This window comes from Chryseolinea sp. T2 (assembly GCF_037203685.1).
Taxonomy (GTDB): domain Bacteria; phylum Bacteroidota; class Bacteroidia; order Cytophagales; family Cyclobacteriaceae; genus Chryseolinea.
In genome coordinates this window covers 1004650-1022302 of the sequence record NZ_JBBCAU010000002.1, presented here as the reverse complement: position 1 = coordinate 1022302, position 17653 = coordinate 1004650, and the positions used below count along the sequence as shown (strand labels likewise).

General features: G+C 49.2%; 16 protein-coding genes. 13 read left to right on the top strand and 3 right to left on the bottom strand.

The window, feature by feature from the left end:
- Positions 1 to 43: 43 nt before the first annotated feature.
- Positions 44 to 571 carry a GNAT family N-acetyltransferase gene (locus tag WBG78_RS08975; protein WP_337326068.1) on the bottom strand — a complete coding sequence of 176 codons (528 nt, stop codon included), beginning with the start codon at positions 569 to 571 and terminating at the stop codon, positions 44 to 46.
- Positions 572 to 861: 290 nt separating this feature from the next.
- On the opposite strand from WBG78_RS08975, the gene WBG78_RS08970 reads away from it, so the two are divergent.
- From WBG78_RS08970 to WBG78_RS08935, 8 genes are all read left to right on the top strand, one after another.
- Positions 862 to 1641, top strand: coding sequence for an alpha/beta hydrolase (locus tag WBG78_RS08970; RefSeq protein ID WP_337326067.1), 780 nt, complete (start codon positions 862 to 864; stop codon positions 1639 to 1641).
- 144 nt (positions 1642 to 1785) lie between these two features.
- Positions 1786 to 2430, top strand: a complete 645-nt coding sequence (locus WBG78_RS08965) for a TetR/AcrR family transcriptional regulator (protein WP_337326066.1) — start codon at positions 1786 to 1788, stop codon at positions 2428 to 2430.
- Positions 2431 to 2576: 146 nt separating this feature from the next.
- The gene (locus WBG78_RS08960; protein WP_337326065.1) at positions 2577 to 3842 is read left to right on the top strand and encodes a TolC family protein; all 1266 of its coding nucleotides are present in this window, start codon (positions 2577 to 2579) and stop codon (positions 3840 to 3842) included.
- A gap of 81 nt (positions 3843 to 3923) precedes the next feature.
- Positions 3924 to 4844 carry an HlyD family secretion protein gene (locus WBG78_RS08955; RefSeq protein WP_337326064.1) on the top strand — a complete coding sequence of 307 codons (921 nt, stop codon included), beginning with the start codon at positions 3924 to 3926 and terminating at the stop codon, positions 4842 to 4844.
- Between the two features lie 57 nt (positions 4845 to 4901).
- Entirely contained in the window at positions 4902 to 5855 is a 954-nt protein-coding gene (locus WBG78_RS08950; protein ID WP_337326063.1) for an ABC transporter ATP-binding protein, read from the top strand.
- The gene (locus tag WBG78_RS08945) at positions 5830 to 6612 is read left to right on the top strand and encodes an ABC transporter ATP-binding protein (protein WP_443092773.1); all 783 of its coding nucleotides are present in this window, start codon (positions 5830 to 5832) and stop codon (positions 6610 to 6612) included. Before WBG78_RS08950 ends, WBG78_RS08945 begins: the two co-directional genes overlap by 26 nt.
- A 17-nt stretch (positions 6613 to 6629) precedes the next feature.
- Entirely contained in the window at positions 6630 to 7736 is a 1107-nt protein-coding gene (locus tag WBG78_RS08940) for an ABC transporter permease (RefSeq protein WP_337326062.1), read from the top strand.
- Positions 7733 to 8851, top strand: coding sequence for an ABC transporter permease (locus WBG78_RS08935; RefSeq protein WP_337326061.1), 1119 nt, complete (start codon positions 7733 to 7735; stop codon positions 8849 to 8851). The genes WBG78_RS08940 and WBG78_RS08935 overlap by 4 nt, the downstream gene beginning before the upstream one ends.
- A 7-nt stretch (positions 8852 to 8858) precedes the next feature.
- Here the strand turns inward: WBG78_RS08935 and WBG78_RS08930 are convergent, their stop codons facing one another.
- Positions 8859 to 10634: an L-lactate permease gene (locus WBG78_RS08930; protein ID WP_337326060.1), complete on the bottom strand. Its 1776-nt coding sequence runs from the start codon at positions 10632 to 10634 to the stop codon at positions 8859 to 8861.
- A 230-nt stretch (positions 10635 to 10864) separates the two neighbouring features.
- Here WBG78_RS08930 and WBG78_RS08925 point away from each other — a divergent pair, with 230 nt between their 5' ends.
- The 4 genes from WBG78_RS08925 to tnpA all read left to right on the top strand — a co-directional run bounded on the left by WBG78_RS08925 (position 10865) and on the right by tnpA (position 15079).
- Positions 10865 to 11827, top strand: a complete 963-nt coding sequence (locus WBG78_RS08925; RefSeq protein WP_337326059.1) for a D-2-hydroxyacid dehydrogenase — start codon at positions 10865 to 10867, stop codon at positions 11825 to 11827.
- Between the two features lie 42 nt (positions 11828 to 11869).
- Positions 11870 to 12703, top strand: coding sequence for a fumarylacetoacetate hydrolase family protein (locus WBG78_RS08920; RefSeq protein WP_337326058.1), 834 nt, complete (start codon positions 11870 to 11872; stop codon positions 12701 to 12703).
- A 103-nt stretch (positions 12704 to 12806) separates the two neighbouring features.
- Positions 12807 to 14324, top strand: a complete 1518-nt coding sequence (locus tag WBG78_RS08915; RefSeq protein WP_337326057.1) for an aldehyde dehydrogenase (NADP(+)) — start codon at positions 12807 to 12809, stop codon at positions 14322 to 14324.
- A gap of 293 nt (positions 14325 to 14617) precedes the next feature.
- Positions 14618 to 15079, top strand: coding sequence for an IS200/IS605 family transposase (tnpA, locus tag WBG78_RS08910; RefSeq protein WP_337326056.1), 462 nt, complete (start codon positions 14618 to 14620; stop codon positions 15077 to 15079).
- 185 nt (positions 15080 to 15264) lie between these two features.
- Here the strand turns inward: tnpA and WBG78_RS08905 are convergent, their stop codons facing one another.
- A complete protein-coding gene (locus WBG78_RS08905; RefSeq protein ID WP_337326055.1) occupies positions 15265 to 16578 on the bottom strand; it encodes an acetylxylan esterase in 1314 nt (437 codons plus the stop codon).
- A 371-nt stretch (positions 16579 to 16949) separates the two neighbouring features.
- Between WBG78_RS08905 and WBG78_RS08900 the strand changes: the two genes are divergently transcribed.
- Positions 16950 to 17609 carry a phosphoribosyltransferase gene (locus tag WBG78_RS08900; protein ID WP_337326054.1) on the top strand — a complete coding sequence of 220 codons (660 nt, stop codon included), beginning with the start codon at positions 16950 to 16952 and terminating at the stop codon, positions 17607 to 17609.
- Positions 17610 to 17653 lie beyond the last annotated feature (44 nt).

Here is a 17653-nt window from a genome sequence, read left to right as displayed (position 1 = left end):
TAAGACCGTCTGTAAAAATACGCAAGGGCGTATTAGCCCCGGTTCATTGAAGTACTTTGTCGAAGGTTTCCCACACGTAGCGCGTTGCCTTTACATCCTTACCTCCGAAGTGGACAGTCGTTTCATCGGCAGCGACACCGCCGATCGATTCGTAGAAGCGGCATGCGGGATCATTGCCATTTAACACCCAGAGATAGTAGCTGGTCCTTCCTGAATTCAGCAGCACACGCGCAGCCTGTTGCATCAACGACTTCCCGATGCCCTGACCTTTCAGGTCTGGTCTCACATGAAGGTTGTCCACCAGTGCACTGTATCCGATTTCCGGTTGATCCATCACGGCTATAAATCCCGCCGCATGGTCCTGACCATCCGTTGCCAATATGATGAATTCGCGCTCCGAGAGTAAAGGAATTTTCTTCGACCAATAGGCTATCCGCTCCCCAGCCAGGTCGTTGTCGAGGTATTCGTCTGACAATAGTCCCCGGTATGCGATTATCCAGCTGGCTGCATGGAGCCTGGCAATGGCCATTGCATCGTCGGCTGTTGCGGGGCGAAGTATAGGTTTCGTCATGGCCTCTTTCTAATTGAATACAGAACCAACAAGATAGGTTATATAAGCAATACAGTCCATTCAATGTTTAAACACTTGAGCTGCTGATCGAAGTCTTTGGAATTTTATCCGTGAGAAAACGGCCGTCATGGTAAAGGTGAATGAAAGAATTATATATTTAAGAAAGGACTTTGGACCCCCGATAAAGCCCTGGACACAGTTGGAAAATTGGGTATACTATCCGGAGACAATAGCAAGTTGCTCCAGATACGATGTGTTGCCGAAGCCGTAAAAATTCTGCTGACCACTGCATGGTACTCACGAAAGAAGTAATATTCATAACGGGGGCATTTGTAACGCATCAGGGTTGGAATCCCTGGAGAGCGTATTTTGAAGAGCATGGCTATAATACAATAGCCCCACCGTGGCCCTTTAAGGACCTTTCACCCGAAGTGCTGCGCGACCGCCAGCCATATGATACTGACCTTGCCGACCTCACCCTAAGCGAGCTCGTTGAACACTATATGAGCATCGTGCGGGCATTCCCGGAAAAGCCTATTGTAATCGGCCATTCACTGGGTGGACTGATCACACAAATCATCGTGAACCGCGGACTGGCGACTGCCGGAGTTGCCATACATTCTGTGCCTCCGCTGGGTGTGGTTCCGTACGAGTTCTCATTTCTCAGGGCCGGCTGGAAAGCGTTGGGCTTGTTTACCTCGCTGAGAAAGACTTACCTGATGTCGTTTAAGGACTGGCAATACGCATTCGTAAATGGAATGCCGCTGGCTGAACAACAGAAGACCTATCTGGAAAATACAATCCCGGAGTCAAAACGCGTTGCTCGCGGAGGACTGACTAATGCCGCCAAAGTAGATTGGAATAAGCCACACGCGCCGTTATTATTGACATCCGGTGATCAGGACACAATCATTCCCGCACACCTGAATCTGCGAAACTTCAAACGGTATCCGCAGGATGGCTCCATTACAGAATACAAGGAGTTTCCGGGACGAAATCATTTCGTGCTGGGCCAGCCGACCTGGAGGGAAGATGCCGACTTTATTCTCAATTGGCTGAGCAGAGTATAAGCTCAATAATCCCTCGCAACAATTTTTCCCTGTTACGAAATAGTTCACTATCAGCGCCACGCGCGACGCATTCTTAATCAGCGGCGCATATTTAATCATTTGATTAAAACCTTTGATTAATCTGAACTATTTACATCCTTTGCAGTGAGCAGGGACAGAATCAGTTCATGGAATATGGCGAAAAAGAAGAAAGCAACAACAGAAAGTCTATCTACTGAAGAAAAAATCAAGGCCGCGGCCAGCGCTGTCTTTACCCGAAAGGGTTATGCTGCTACGCGTACAAGGGATATCGCTGAGGAGGCGGGCATGAACCTGGCTCTTTTGAACTATTACTTCCGGAGCAAGGAAAAGCTCTTTGAAATTGTAATGGTGGAAAAGATGACGAAGTTCTTTAGCGTCGTATGGGGCGCCCTTGAAAACAAGTCTATGACATTGGAGGAGAAGACTTCAACAGTAGTTGAAAATTATATTGACCTTCTGAGTGAGAATCCGGATCTGCCGATCTTTATTCTAAGTGAAGTCAGGATGAATCCGGCGCAGTTTGCTTCCAGGTTTTCGCTGGCAAAAGTGCTGGAGTCCGATTTCATGAAGCAAATCAGGAAACAGCATAAGGGCCTTCATCCATTGCAGTTTATGATGAACCTTCTTGGTTTGGTCGTTTTCCCGTTTGTGATGAAACCTGTGCTCGAGCAGACAAAGCTACTCTCTGAAAAGGATTTCAAAGCACAAATGGCAGTGCGTAAAAAGCTCATCCCGAAGTGGATGAAGGCGATATTGGCAACAATATAAATCTCGTAATGTCACCAATTTAAAAAACGAGGCCGCGGAGTCGCAGTTTCTGTGACTAAAAAACAACAGTATTCTTTGCCTAATATTTAAACAAATGATTAAATCACACGTTTAACCCAGGCGTAGCATTCAAAAACACAGGCACTATGAAAGCACTTTCAATCCTGGCCATTTCATTTGGTTTGATGGTTATTACGATAAACGCCAGTGCGCAGCTGTCACTGGATCAGTGTTACAGGCTCGCCACCGAAAATTATCCGCTTATTAAACAGCGCGAGCTTATACTTAAATCGCGTGACTATAATCTTCAGAACGCGACCACCGGCTACCTGCCCACTGTTTCGGTAAATGCGCAGCAAACTTATCAGTCTGACGTAACCGGCGTGCCATCGGTTCCCGGTGTTGAGCCTCTCATTCCGCCGGTCAGCAAGAATCAATACAAGGCGTATGGCGACGTCATGTTGCCTCTATACGACGGCGGGGTGGTCCATAGTCAAAAGCAGGCCATAGCTGCTAACGCGAGAGTCGAAGAACAATCACTCGACGTGGAATTATACAAGCTGCACGAACGGGTCAATCAACTCTATTTCGGTATTCTACTGCTGGATGGCCAGCTGGAGCAACAGGTGCTGATACGCGAGGACCTGCAGAACGGACTAAAACTCGCAGAAGCATCGATTGCCAACGGCACAGCATTGAAGAGCAGCGCAGAACTGTTGCGCGCCGAACTGTTGAGGAACCGTCAGGTGGACATTGACCTGATCAGCATGCGCACGGCATATCTGGAAATGCTGGGCCTTCTCATCGGGCAGGAGATTGCCCCAGGCGCCCTGATTAAACCATCTTACCTCACCCCTGGCGATGACGTCAGTCGCCCGGAAATGCAGTTGTACGAATATCAACGCGACATGCTCGATGTTGAGAACAAGCGACTAAACACCATCATAACGCCACGGCTATCCACCTTCGTGCAGGGAGGATACGGACGGCCCGCGCTGAACATGCTCGAGAACAATCCGGATACCTATTACATCGTCGGCTTCAGACTTAATTGGAACCTTACCGGATTTTATAACAGGAGACGCGACAAAGAATTGATCAACGTCCGCCGCAATGGCGTCAATGTTCAACAGGAGGTATTTCTCTTCAACATTGGGTACCAGGGTCGTCAGCAGAAGTCGGAAATCGATCGGTTTGCTCAACTGTCGGCCAGCGACGACGAGATCATTGTTCTGCGCGTCCGGATCAAGGAGACGGCTTATGTGCAACTTGAAAACGGGGTAATTGATTCGAGAGAATACTTAAGGGAAGTGCAGGCTGAAAATCTGGCCCGGCAGTCGAAGGTACTACACGATATCCGGATGCTGTCGGCGCAATACGAACTGCAGACAACGAGGGGAATAGACCATTAATTAAGAATTAAGAATTAAGAATTAAGAATTTCCAGCATCGATAAGGTATCAAGAAAGATCTCTGACAATAATTTCTTACTCATGAATAAGGTCAATAGTTGTTTTATAAGGCTTGGCATAGTTGCTATGGCATTGATAATTATGCGTTGCTCGACGAAGGAAGACAAGTACGATGCGTCGGGAACATTTGAGGCGGTGGAAACAATTGTTTCGGCTGAGGCCAGCGGTGTGCTTAAAGCATTCAATGTAGAGGAAGGCCAGGTAGTCAAAGAAGGAGAACAAATAGGATACATCGACAGCGTACAGCTTTATCTCAGGAAGAAACAACTTCAGGCACAGATAAGGGCAGTCGTTGCCCGAACACCGAACGTTTCAAAGCAACTCTCAGCCCTATACGCACAATTGGACCACGCCCGGAACGAGCAGCAACGGGTGGCTCGTCTTCTCAAGGCCGACGCCGCTACACCCAAGCAATATGATGATGCCACTGCGCAGGTGGCGGTCATCGAGCGACAGATCGAAGGACAACAATCCACACTCTCTGTAACAAAGAACAGCATAGGAGAAGATGTACTTCCTCTCCAGGTACAGATCGAACAACTAAACGACCAGCTGTACCGCTGCCGTATCGTTAATCCCGTCGCGGGCACGGTTCTGGTGAAGTACGCTGAGGCCTTTGAAATGACAAATCCCGGAAAGGCACTGTATAAGGTCGCCGATCTGTCTACACTCGTATTGCGCACCTATGTTACCGGTGAACAACTTCCTGCCATTAAAATTGCTCAGGCAGTGAAGGTGTTTACCGATGCCGCCGACAACCAGTCACATGAGAGCGAAGGAAAAATCGAATGGATCAGCGACAAGGCAGAGTTCACGCCGAAGACCATACAAACAAAAGATGAGCGTGCTAATCTGGTGTACGCCGTCAAGATAAGAGTACCGAACGATGGCCGTCTGAAAATTGGAATGTATGGCGAAGTTAAGTTCCAGCCTTCACACTAGCGACATGCCCGCAGCAGCGGATAATGCAACGGTCAATGAAAGAAAATCCGGCATAGCATGATTCAATTAAAGGAACTAACCAAGACGTACGGCAAAGAAAAAAAGGTCGCGGTTGATCGCGTAACGTTCTCCGTTGAAAAAGGTGAGCTCTTTGGCCTTATCGGTCCCGATGGCGCCGGCAAGACAAGTATCTTCCGGATGCTTACAACGCTCCTCCTACCCGACGGCGGAAGCGCTGCTGTCGACGGCTATGATATCGTGAAGGAATACCGCTCGATACGAAATACTGTCGGCTACATGCCCGGCAAATTTTCCCTTTATCAGGACCTGACTGTACGCGAGAACCTCAACTTCTTTGCCACTGTGTTTGGAACAACCATCGAAGAGAACTATGAACTGATAAAAGACATCTACATACAAATTGAAAAGTTTGCGGATCGCCGGGCAGGAAAACTCTCCGGCGGTATGAAACAGAAGCTGGCCTTGTGCTGTGCGCTCATTCATAAACCGACAGTACTGTTTCTTGACGAACCTACGACCGGCGTCGACCCGGTGTCGCGTCGCGAATTCTGGGACATGCTCGAACGACTGAAACAACAGTCCATCACCATACTGGTGTCAACTCCATACATGGACGAGGCCAACCGTTGTGATCGGATTGCACTCATTCAGGAAGGACAGATACTGGCCATCGACAGCCCGCAAAGAATTACTGCTTCTTATGGCGATACATTGTTGGCTGTAAAGGCAGCCAACATGCACGCACTGCTGAACGCACTACCCTCTTACCCCGAAGCCATAAACAGCTATGCCTTTGGTGAGTATGCCCATGTTGCCGTGAAGAACAATGATGTACATGCGCTGCAACGATGGTTGAGTGAAGCGGGAATCGACGGCGCAGAGATTGATTCGGCAGAAGTAACCGTCGAAGATGTATTTATCAGGCTGCTCGGCAAAAGAGAGGAGCCGGTCGGTCTTCAAAAGAATGAAGAAAGGAAGCTCAGGAGGTGATATCAATATGATGCCAGCAACAACTACAGTAATCGAAGCGCACGAACTCACCAAGAAGTTCGGTGACTTTATAGCTACCAATGCTATCACCCTAAACGTGTACCGTGGTGAGATCTTTGGATTTCTGGGCGCTAATGGGGCAGGCAAAACTACAGCCATGCGAATGTTGTGCGGCCTGTCGGTGCCCACCTCGGGAAGCGCTACTATTGCAGGGTTCGATGTATACCGGCAGCGCGAACAGATTAAGAAGCACATCGGTTACATGAGTCAGAAATTCTCGCTATACGACGACCTTACGGTTCTCGAAAACATTCAATTCTTTGGCGGCATCTATGGTCTGAGCAACGAACAGATTAAAAGCAAGAGCAGCGACCTTATCAAAAGACTTGGACTCGAAAAGGAAGCAAAAAGTCTGGTGGCTACGCTACCTCTGGGCTGGAAGCAGAAGCTTGCATTCTCGGTGGCTGTACTGCATGACCCGAGAGTTGTTTTTCTGGATGAGCCTACCGGCGGTGTGGATCCTGTTACGCGTCGTCAATTCTGGGAAATGATTTATGCCGCTGCGGATAGTGGTGTCACAGTTTTTGTAACGACACATTATATGGATGAGGCCGAATACTGTAATCGCATTTCGATCATGGTGGATGGAAAGATTGAAGCGCTTGATGAGCCTTCGAGGCTGAAGCAAAAGTATAATGCAAAATCCATGGAAGAGGTCTTTTACGTGCTGGCACGCGGTGCCCGCAGAAGCGATTAATTAATCTATAAAATCAGATGAAACGGTTCGCCACCTTCCTTCGCAAAGAATTTGCCCACGTGCTCCGGGACCGGAAGACGTTGCTGATTCTCTTTGGTATGCCGGTCGTACAGATCCTGATCTTTGGATTTGCCCTCACCAACGAAGTAAGCAACGCGCGCATTGCAATCGTTGATCAGTCTAACGACAACGCTACACGAAGGATTATTGAACGGTTATCGGCAAGCCGGTATTTTGATATCACTGAAACCATTACCGATCCTCATCAAATGACCAGTGTGTTCCGCAGTGGCAATGCTAAACTGGTGATCGTCTTTCCGGTACAGTTTGAACAGCGCCTCGCCCACGACAATACCGCCGAGGTACAGGTATTGGCCGATGCTTCAGATCCCAACGTGGCCACTACACTCACGAATTATGTCAATGCCGTGCTGCTTGACTATCAACAGGAACTGTCATCTCCCAATGCGCCAGCGTTTTCCATCAAAACAGAAATGCGTATGCTTTACAATCCGCAGCTCAAGGGTGTTCACAATTTCGTTCCTGGAGTTATGGCACTCGTGCTGATGCTGGTATGCGTAATGATGACTGCCGTTTCGATAGTGCGTGAAAAAGAAATGGGAACTATGGAAGTGCTGCTGGTGTCACCCTTTCAACCACTGTTGGTGATGATATCGAAGGCAGTCCCCTACCTGATCCTATCGATCATCAATGTAATCTCTATACTGCTGCTCAGCGTTTACGTCCTGCATCTTCCAGTCAATGGTAGCCTTGCGCTGCTGATGGCGGAAAGCATACTTTTCATCATTACCTGTCTTACAATTGGAATCTTCATCTCAGTAAAAACAAGCTCGCAGCAGGTAGCCATGCTTATTTCGTTAATGGGCATGATGCTTCCTACCATTCTTTTCAGCGGCTTCATGTTTCCTATAGAAAATATGCCGATCCCGCTGCAGATCATTTCCAACATCGTTCCGGCAAAGTGGTATTATATCATTGTAAAGTCGGTGATGATAAAGGGTCTTGGATTTAGCGATATCTGGAAAGAAACATTAATACTTGCTGGTCTAACACTATTTATGATGGCTCTCAGTCTGAAGAACTTCAAGATCCGATTAGCATGAGAACAATACGCTTTCTGCTGCAGAAGGAATTCCGGCAAATATTCCGGAACAGGGTGATCCTTGCCATGATCGTAGTGATGCCCACGGTACAGCTACTGATCCTTCCTTTGGCCGCAGACTATGAAGTCAGGAATGTAAATCTTGCCGTAGTAGATCGAGACCGTTCGCCTTACTCTCAGAAACTATTATCAGACATTACCAGTTCAGGCTACTTCAGACTAGTGAGTTATGATGATTCATATGATGAATCTTACAAAAGAATTGAAAGCGACGAAGCAGATCTGGTCCTGGAGGTACCCGATCATTTTGAAAGAGATCTCGTGAGCGGGGATGCCGGGAAATTGTTCGTCGCCGTTAATGCCATCAATGGCACGAAGGCAAACCTTGGAGGGGCTTATTTGAATGTCATTATTCAGCGATTCAATCGAGACATTCAGGTGGACCTGCTTCAAACCGGAAACGTCCCGTCAATTCCGTCCATCGTTCTGACTTCGTCCAACTGGTTTAATGTGCATCTCAATTACAGGATATTCATGGTGCCCGGAATACTGTCGATCCTGGTGACGATGATCGGAGGTTTTCTTTCCGCCCTGAACATCGTGAAGGAAAAGGAAATCGGCACGATCGAACAGATTAACGTGACGCCCATACGCAAACATCACTTCATTCTCGGCAAGCTTATTCCCTTTTGGGTGCTTGGCAACATCGTATTCAGCATAGGTATGCTTATCTCCTGGCTGGCTTACGGAATTGTTCCCGCTGGCAACCTTCTTCTTTTGTATTCCTTTATCGGTGTATACCTGCTGTGCGTGCTGGGACTGGGTCTTTTGGTGTCGACGTTTTGCGACACTCAGCAACAGGCGATGTTCATCATGTTCTTTTTCATGATGATTTTTATCCTTATGAGCGGACTGTTTACTTCAACTGATGGCATGCCTGATTGGGCCAAAGCCCTTACACGTGCCAACCCGGTGTATTATCTTGTTGACGTGATGCGCATGGTTGTACTGAAAGGAAGCAGGTTCGCGGATATCGCCGGTCACATGATTACTGTCGCAGCATTCGCAGTGGTACTGAATAGCCTGGCAGTATTCAATTATCGCAAGGCGAATTAAAAATAATTCATGACCTGTTTGAAGTCGCTGTTTTTCGTCCTGCAGTCAGAACAATAATCAGAAGAAACAGCGCTACGCCGAGGCCAATGAGATATGGCCAGCCGGAGCTTCCGGGTTGAACTGCACTAACGCTCTTCACTACTTCGTATTCAGGAATTATTCCCGTGAAAACATAGGCCTGCAGCATAACGAGGATTGAGATAATAAACAACATGAGCAAGCTGTGTCTTACCGTAAAGCGAAAGAGGTCCGACTCCTTACCAGCGAGTCCTACGGCAGCAGCAGCCGTTGCAACAGATTGAGGTGAAATCATTTTCCCTGTAACGCCACCGGAAGCATTCGCAGCAACTGTCACAACAGGGTCTACTCCTATCGTGTCGGCAGTGGCAGCCTGCAGCTTACAGAACAAGGCATTGGATGATGTATCTGAGCCTGTAATGAAAACGCCTATCCAACCTAGTATTGGTGAGAAGAATGGAAACAGAACGCCGGTGGCGGCAAGGGCCAGCCCAAGCGTTAATGACATGCCGGAATAGTTCGCCACAAAAGCGAAGGCGACAACACTGGCAATAGTAAGTATGGCCCAGCGCAACTGCTTTAAAGTCTTACCATATATTTGAACGGCATCACGCCACGTCAGACCGGATACAGGCACAGATATAATTGCTGCGAAGAGAACTGCAGAACCCGGAGCAGACAGCAGGTTAATCTCGTAAGGCTTCACCTCGAGTAAAGCGCCGGATGGTGAATAGATTGAATCGTGGATAAATGGCAAGTGGATCTTGAACAATGCCAGATCATTTAACGTCGCCTTCACCGGCGCAAGGCCCCAGGTGACAATAAACAATGTCATGATGAGATAAGGCGACCACGCACGCAGTATTTCACCCCCGGTGTATTTCAGTGAATTGCCACTTACAACGGTCGGACTACCCGAATTGAACCGGTCCTCCCCTGAAAATTCCCAAGTGCTCCGGGGCCGCCAGAAGCGAACAAGAAGCAGGACACAGAGAATGGAGGCGATTCCTGCGAGGACATCCGGCAGCATTGGTCCCAGATAGTTTGCAGTGAACCATTGAAAGAATGAAAATGAAAGGCCTGAAACCAGAATTGCCGGCCACACTTCCCAGGCGCGCCGAAACCCGGCCATGATCACTACCAGATAAAGCGGTAGCAGCAGTGAAAGCAAGGGAAGCGTTCGTCCCACCATTTGTGAGATGGCCAGCTCAGGTAAATCAGAAATGCGTGAAGCCATGATGATGGGAATACCGATCGAACCGAAAGCAACGGGTGCGGTATTCGCAATGAGGCAAAGCCCGGCGGCATACAATGGATTAAAACCAAGCCCGATCAGCATTGCCGCCGAGATAGCAACCGGCGCTCCGAATCCAGCCGATCCTTCGAGAAATGCTCCGAATGAAAATGCAATAAGCAGTGCCTGCAGCCGCCTGTCGGGGGTGATCGTTGCCATAAAATCACGGATGATGGCAAACTGACCGCTCTTCACGGTAAGATTGAAGAGAAACACTGGCCCCAGAATGATCCAGCATATTGGAAATAATCCGTACAACGCGCCCTGCAATGCGGAGAAGGCCGCCAGCGGAGCCGGCATGCCGTATAGTGTCAGGGCCAGGACCAATGCAATACAGAGGGTGAGGATACTGGCCAGATAACCCTTCATCTTCAGCATGAGGGCCGTGAAAATGAAGACTACGGGAATGGCGGCAACCATCGCTGAGAGGGCGAGGCTATCGAATGGATATACTACCTGTGTCCACTGCATGAGATCGGATTAATGCCTCTGCCCTCGGTTGGGCACTGCACAACCGATGAATGTAATAAAAACTTTTCTTTACGGCAGCATCATTTTTCGTAATCTGCGTATCCTGCAATGGATGTGGTCACTACATTAGCATTCGGTTCTGAGTTGACAATGATAGTATTGAGAGAGGCGGGTGCCGGTAAGTTGAGCATCCGCTGCATTAATCGTACATTAATCAGTTAAAATCGAACGTGAAGCAATCCGATAAGTTCAAAATTGTTATAGCAGACGGATACACTCTCAATCCGGGAGACCTCGACTGGAAAGGTATCGAACGATATGGTGATGTAACCTATTACGATCGTACACCCGCGGCAGAAATGGCCGCGCGTTGCAAATCTGCCGACATCATCATCACCAACAAGGCACCATTAGATGCCGCACTCATTAAGCAGGCAGAACGATTGAAACTGATACTCGTGACCGCTACGGGGTATAATATTGTAGACGTAGCGGCAGCCAGAGAGAAGAGTGTAGTTGTTTGCAATGTTCCCGACTATGGGACCGCCTCCGTCGCGCAGCATACTTTTGCCCTCATCCTGGAGCTTGCCAATCTTGTTGGCGCCAATAGCCGGGCCGTTGCTGATGGCGCCTGGGTCGCGTGTCCTGACTTTGCTTTCTCGAAAGGTCCACTGATGGAACTGCAGGGAAAAACGCTGGGCATCGTAGGCCTCGGAAGAATTGGCAGCCAGGTTGCCCGTCTTGCAGAGGCGTTCGACATGCGTGTCCTGTATCACAGCCGTACTCCAAAGCCTGAAGCAAAGGGAGAATATGCACCACTGGACAAGCTGATGGCCGAAAGTGATATCGTGTCGTTGCATTGCCCGCTCACGAAAGACAACACCAGGTTCATCAACCGCGCGCTACTCAGTAAAATGAAACGAAACGCCTGGCTGATCAACACTTCACGGGGCGCACTGATAGACGAACAGGATCTTGCCGATGCCCTCCGGGAAGGAACCATTGCCCATGCAGCGCTTGATGTTCTTTCAGTTGAACCTCCGCCTGCAAACAATCCTCTCCTTAGTGCACCTAATTGTCTGATCACTCCGCATAATGCCTGGCTCAGTCTCGAGGCGAGAACGCGAATTCTGCGCGTCACAGAAGAGAACCTTTTGAACTATACTAAGAACGCGCCGGCCAACACTGTGTAGTTGTCTATTCAATAACTTATTACCAGCTTGAACACCAGACCTATGAAAATATACAAGACAAAAAACACCATCATCATTGAATCTGAAGGGAAGAAGTACGATGCCGGTCTGCATGACTGGGATACCTTCATTAACCGCGACAATCTTGCAGAATACCTGCGCGATCGGTTGCCTGCTGCAAAGGCTGTGACCGACGATTGGTTTGCTCAGCAGACCGTGGAAGCACCCATTGGCTCGCAGGAGATCTGGGCCGCTGGTGTCACTTACCTTCGCAGTCGTGACGCGCGTATGGAAGAGTCTAAGGATGCGGGCGGTGGAACCTTCTACGATAAAGTTTATGATGCTGCTCGCCCCGAGATATTTTACAAGGGCACAAAACATCGCACTGTGGGAACCGGGGGAAAGGTACGTATCAGAAGGGACTCCACATGGAACGTTCCTGAGCCGGAGTTGACGCTGTTCATGTCGACCAGTGGCTCCATCGTTGGATACACTATTGGCAATGATATGAGCTCGCGCAGCATTGAAGGCGAAAATCCCTTGTACCTTCCACAGGCCAAAGTTTATGATGGATGCGCGGGACTCGGACCCTGCATTTATGTGCCCGGTAAGCCAATTGATGAGAAGTCGAAGATCTCACTTGAGATAAAGCGTGACGGCAAACCGGTGTTCTCTAATTCTATCGCCATCACTCAAATGAAACGCAAGCACGTTGAGCTCGCGGGATATCTTTTCATGGAGTGCAGCTTTCCAACAGGCGTATTCATGATGACGGGTACAGGCATCGTTCCTCCCAACGATTTCACGGTAGCTTCGGGCGATGAGATCGTAATTACTATTGAAAATATCGGCACTCTGGTGAACTTCGTCGCCTGAACAGGCATTTACTTATAAATAGTTTTCTTCCAACAATTCGGCTTTACCAACAAATAATACTCAGGGCTAAGTACTCAGGACTCAGGACTAAAAAACACTACACATGGACGTCATCGGGAAACAATTGATTCGTGGTTCGCAACGTGCGACAGGTAAAGAAACGTTTGCCTCTGTTCACGCGGCAACAGGCAGTGAAACGCAGCACACCTTTTATGAGGCCACAGACGAAGAGATAAACGATGCAGTGGAAGCTGCTGTCGATGCGTTTGAAACATATGGCAAAGTCACGCATGCTGAACGTGCGAAGTTTCTCAGAACGATAGCGAAGGAAATTGAGCAGTTGGGTGACATGCTGCTGGAAACAGCGAGCAGTGAAACAGGGCTCGGTCTTGAGCGATTGCGTGGCGAACGCGGCCGCACCATGAATCAGCTCAATGCGTTTGCATCGTTCATTGAAGATGGATCGTGGCTGCGGATCATCATCGATCGCGCTGATCCCGAGCGTAAGCCGTTGCCCAAACCCGATCTTCGTCAGATGCAGGTTCCGATCGGCCCCGTTGCTGTATTCGGTGCCAGCAATTTTCCACTTGCTTTCTCGGTGGCAGGAGGTGATACGGCCGCGGCGTTGGCTTCCGGCTGTCCCGTAGTGTTCAAGGCTCACCCGGCACATCCTGCCACATGCGAGCTGGCTGCTACTGCCATCATGAGGGCTGTTGAAAAGTGTGAGCTTCCGGCCGGAACGTTCTCAATGCTGCATGGACGATCCAACCGTGTAGGCGGTGCGTTGGTCACACATCCGCATATCAAAGCCGTGGCATTTACCGGTTCATTCCGCGGTGGCAAGGCACTCTTCGATCAGGCCGTGCGGCGTCCTGAGCCTATACCGGTGTATGCGGAAATGGGAAGTGTAAATCCTGTGCTGATCCTGCCCTCCGTCGCGAAACGGAACAGGACGAATGTTGCAAAGCAACTTGCAGGTTCGATCACTCTCGGCTCGGGTCAGTTCTGCACGAACCCAGGCCTGCTGATGATGAGCGGCGGCGACGAGACACAGGATTTTCTCAGCGAGCTGGCAACGGAACTGGCCACTATTCAACCTGCAACAATGCTTACCTCAACAATTTGCAATTCATATATCGAAGGCATTAAAAATCAACGGGCCGTTGAAGGCGTGAAGTCGCTCACCGACGGACCATCATCCAATCCGTCTCCGCATCTGGCGTGGATCTCCGCAGCGGATGCCGTAACACATCCTCATGTTTTAGAAGAGGTGTTTGGGCCCTCGTCGATGGCGGTGGTGGCAAGCTCGATGGACGAACTTCTTGCCTTTGCCAAATCACTGCCTGGTCAACTTACCGCGACCGTGCTCGGTGAAGAATCAGAGATTGGCGAAGCGGCCCCGCTGATTGATGTCTTAAGGCAAAAGGTAGGCCGGATCATATTCAACGGTTACCCTACTGGCGTGGAAGTGTCGCCAGCCATGGTACATGGTGGTCCGTACCCTGCAACGACAGATGCGCGTTCCACATCCGTTGGAACGACGGCAATCTATCGCTTCACGAGGCCGGTATGCTTCCAGAATTTTCCGCAGCAGCTTTTGCCTGCGGAGCTGAGAGACTAACAACGAAATTGGATTTGATACCCGCAGGGATCATCGTCGATCAATATCAATGAAATGAATTTGATCCCGTAGGGATCACAGATCAATAGCAACGAACGTCGAAACGCTCACGCGCGCGACGTTCGTTTTTTTTTAATATATACGAACGCTCATCGCGAGCAATGCACGAACGTTCAAAAAAGTGCACATTCAACGCAGGCAATATCTTCATTACGAAAAAAATGATCAGGATTTTCAGATTGACGTGACGATACGGTACGTCTTACATTCGACCCGATAAGATCGTAATTAAGATGCCCAACACGTACACTCAGCTATTGGTCCAACTAGTTTTTGCCGTAAAATTCCGGGAGGCCGTTATTGCCAGGCACTGGAGGTCCGATCTCTGTATGTACATAAGCGGAATAGTTCGCAAACATGGACACAAGCTATTATGTGTCAACGGTGTCGCGGATCATTTACATATCCTTGTCGGGATGCATCCGAGACAATCAATTTCCGAATTGGTCCAGGAAGTGAAGAAAGCCTCCTCTAAGTGGATAAATGACAATCGCCTGGTTCGAGGACATTTCTCGTGGCAGGAAGGATATTCTGCATTCAGCTATTCCCAGGAGGCGTTGTATAACTTAGTTCGGTACATTGAGAACCAGAAAGAGCATCACAAGAAACGAACGTTTCGCGAGGAGTACGTCGCAATGCTTAAAGATTTCAATATTGAGTTTGAAGATCGTTACATATATAAAGAATTATCCTGAGGCATATTAATTTAAATTCGCGCACCACGTTGCGTGCGAGGAACATTCGTATATATTAAAAAAAACGAACGTCGCACGCGTGAGCGTTTCGACGTTCGTTGCTATCGATCTGCGATCCCTACGGGATCAAATACAACTCTCTTGCTATTGATCTGCGATCCATACAGAATCGAATCCAACTCCCTTCAATTCTTCAACTTCTTCTCCAGCCACGCATTGAACTTATCACGCTGTTCCGGATACGTCCAGTGACCTGTCTCAAGAGCAAGCATCAGTTCCTTCGGCGCCGTGATCACATTGTAGGCCGCGTACATCGAAGTTGGCGGACACGTTTCATCATTGAAACCCCATGAATACAAGCCCGGCACTTTCAGCGTTCGCGCAAAATTTACAACGTCATAGTATGGAACGGTCTCCAGCTTCTCCTTGATGTTATGGACAGCAACGTTGTCCTTATTGAACAGATGCGGCCACCCTCCTGCCCTACCATTCAGATAGCCGGTCACATCGCTGAGCGCGGGATAGAACGCGGCGAGAAACTTCACGCGCGGATCAAGCGCTGCAGTAACAATTGATAAGGCACCACCCTGGCTTCCGCCGGTAACAGCGAGATTCGTTCCATCGAACTGAGGCAGAGAAAAAAGGAAGTCATTAGCACGGACGCATCCCAGGTACACGCGCTTGTAGTAGTATCTGTCGCGGTTGTCAAGGTTGTAGGTGTTGTAATCGGCAAGGGCGCCTGCACGCAGGTCGTTGTACACACCAGGGTCCATATTGACCGGAATGCCATGAATACCAATCTCGAGGGTAATGATTCCCTTCTCAGCCATGGCAACGTCACCCGCATATGGCCTTACACCTGCCCCAGGCACGCGCAGCAGCGCAGGGTACTTGCCGTCCTTTTTAGGCACACATAAAATCCCGTAGACACGCGCACCTATCCTGAAGTTCTGAATATTAACGTGATAAACATTCACGGTTTCCGTACAACGTTCAGGCATCAGTGTCATTCGTGCGTCCAGCGGTATAGTTGCCAGGTCCTTCTTGGCCTGGTCCCAGAACGCATTGAAGTCAGACTTGTCTGCAACGGTAGGTCTGATCGACAGTGGATCGAAGCCCGCCGTACCGAGGCCCTTATATATCTTGCCATCTACCGTTACCTCTGCGGTGCAACGCAGAAATCCTGCAGTTTTCATTGTCCCTCCATTCACACTCAACGTTCCTTTACTGGCAGCTACTCCCTCCTTCTTAATAGTCGGCTCCATTTTCTCGGGCCCTACCTGGTAGTTAATGGCCACGTTGTGCAAAGGATTGCCATTTTGCAGAACCGTGATGGTGAACGTTACAGGTTCTCCCGTCTTGTAAGTCCAGTCGGCGCGTTCAGGAGCCACCACGACTTTGACAAATTGTTCAACGGGCTGAGCCTGAAGACAGGCAATCAACACAAGCATCAGCAAGGCCGTGGCTGAAACGTTGCGGAAAACGAATTTCAATTTCATACAGGGATCGGTTATTGGAATTTTTACTATGAGCGTGTAGGTACTATCAGGGTAATATACACACCGAGATCAATGATGCCAATCTGTACTTGAGTTGCGGAGAAATGACCTGACCAAAAGCGTCTATAACATTGGGGTACTTCGAAATTCTACCCGGCAACGAAATACCATACACTGGTCGGCTTCTGCGATCATTCACCGACAAACGGGAGTCTTCTCACTGAATCGCTTGACTCGAAGCATTAATAGAGTCAAATTCAATATCTGATTTTTCGGTCTGAACACTCCCGTTGCTACCCACAGCGGGTTCCTGTAATGCTGTTCGGAAGGTGCGTGATTTTTTTGACTTGTAAATTTTACCTGTGAATCCTATGGTAGTACCTCAGGAGGCTGTCTTTCAAAACAGAAGGCATGCGGCCTTTTTGCTCGGCGAGCGATTGATGGAATATCGAAACACCGACAACGTGGTGGTCGCTGTACCTGGCGGCGGGATACATATGGGTGCCTATCTGTCCGAATTGTTGAATCTTCCATTGGACGTAATGCCCTGCCGCAAGATCAAACATCCGGCCGATCCGCAAAAGACCATCGGTGCTGTGAGTGTCGATGCCGTTGTATTACCTGAGCAGGATCGCAACCTCCCCCAGGACTACGTTTATCACCAGATCCAACTCCTTCAGCATGTTATCGATATGCAGGCAAGACACTATGCCGCAGCGCGTCCGGCCGTGTCGTTTGAAGGCAAGACCATCATTGTTGTGGATGATCTCATGCTGACGGGCGACAGCGTGCTGGCCTGCGTAAAGGCCGTTAAGCAGCACAACCCTGCAAAGGTAGTGGTGGCTGTCCCGAATGTTACACCAGCTGCCACACAGCTTATCTCAGGATCGATCGACGGAATCGTATATCTCACCATCGAGCCGAACGCAGCGCAACACCTTTATGCTGAATTTCCTCCGATCACAGAACAGGAAGTGATCGACATCCTGCGACAGCGCGCTGCCGCGATGGAGTCGGTTACCATACTGTGAAAATTAGCTGGATCAGCACAGAGTTCCCTAAGAGAAGAGCAGAT

Coding starts and splice junctions, on each gene's coding strand:
- WBG78_RS08975 (WP_337326068.1), bottom strand. CDS start 571: ATGACGAAACCTATACTTCGCCCCGCAACAGCCGACGATGCAATGGCC.
- WBG78_RS08970 (WP_337326067.1), top strand. CDS start 862: ATGGTACTCACGAAAGAAGTAATATTCATAACGGGGGCATTTGTAACG.
- WBG78_RS08960 (WP_337326065.1), top strand. CDS start 2,577: ATGAAAGCACTTTCAATCCTGGCCATTTCATTTGGTTTGATGGTTATT.
- WBG78_RS08955 (WP_337326064.1), top strand. CDS start 3,924: ATGAATAAGGTCAATAGTTGTTTTATAAGGCTTGGCATAGTTGCTATG.
- WBG78_RS08950 (WP_337326063.1), top strand. CDS start 4,902: ATGATTCAATTAAAGGAACTAACCAAGACGTACGGCAAAGAAAAAAAG.
- WBG78_RS08945 (WP_443092773.1), top strand. CDS start 5,830: ATGAAGAAAGGAAGCTCAGGAGGTGATATCAATATGATGCCAGCAACA.
- WBG78_RS08940 (WP_337326062.1), top strand. CDS start 6,630: ATGAAACGGTTCGCCACCTTCCTTCGCAAAGAATTTGCCCACGTGCTC.
- WBG78_RS08935 (WP_337326061.1), top strand. CDS start 7,733: ATGAGAACAATACGCTTTCTGCTGCAGAAGGAATTCCGGCAAATATTC.
- WBG78_RS08930 (WP_337326060.1), bottom strand. CDS start 10,634: ATGCAGTGGACACAGGTAGTATATCCATTCGATAGCCTCGCCCTCTCA.
- WBG78_RS08920 (WP_337326058.1), top strand. CDS start 11,870: ATGAAAATATACAAGACAAAAAACACCATCATCATTGAATCTGAAGGG.
- WBG78_RS08915 (WP_337326057.1), top strand. CDS start 12,807: ATGGACGTCATCGGGAAACAATTGATTCGTGGTTCGCAACGTGCGACA.
- tnpA (WP_337326056.1), top strand. CDS start 14,618: ATGCCCAACACGTACACTCAGCTATTGGTCCAACTAGTTTTTGCCGTA.
- WBG78_RS08905 (WP_337326055.1), bottom strand. CDS start 16,578: ATGAAATTGAAATTCGTTTTCCGCAACGTTTCAGCCACGGCCTTGCTG.
- WBG78_RS08900 (WP_337326054.1), top strand. CDS start 16,950: ATGGTAGTACCTCAGGAGGCTGTCTTTCAAAACAGAAGGCATGCGGCC.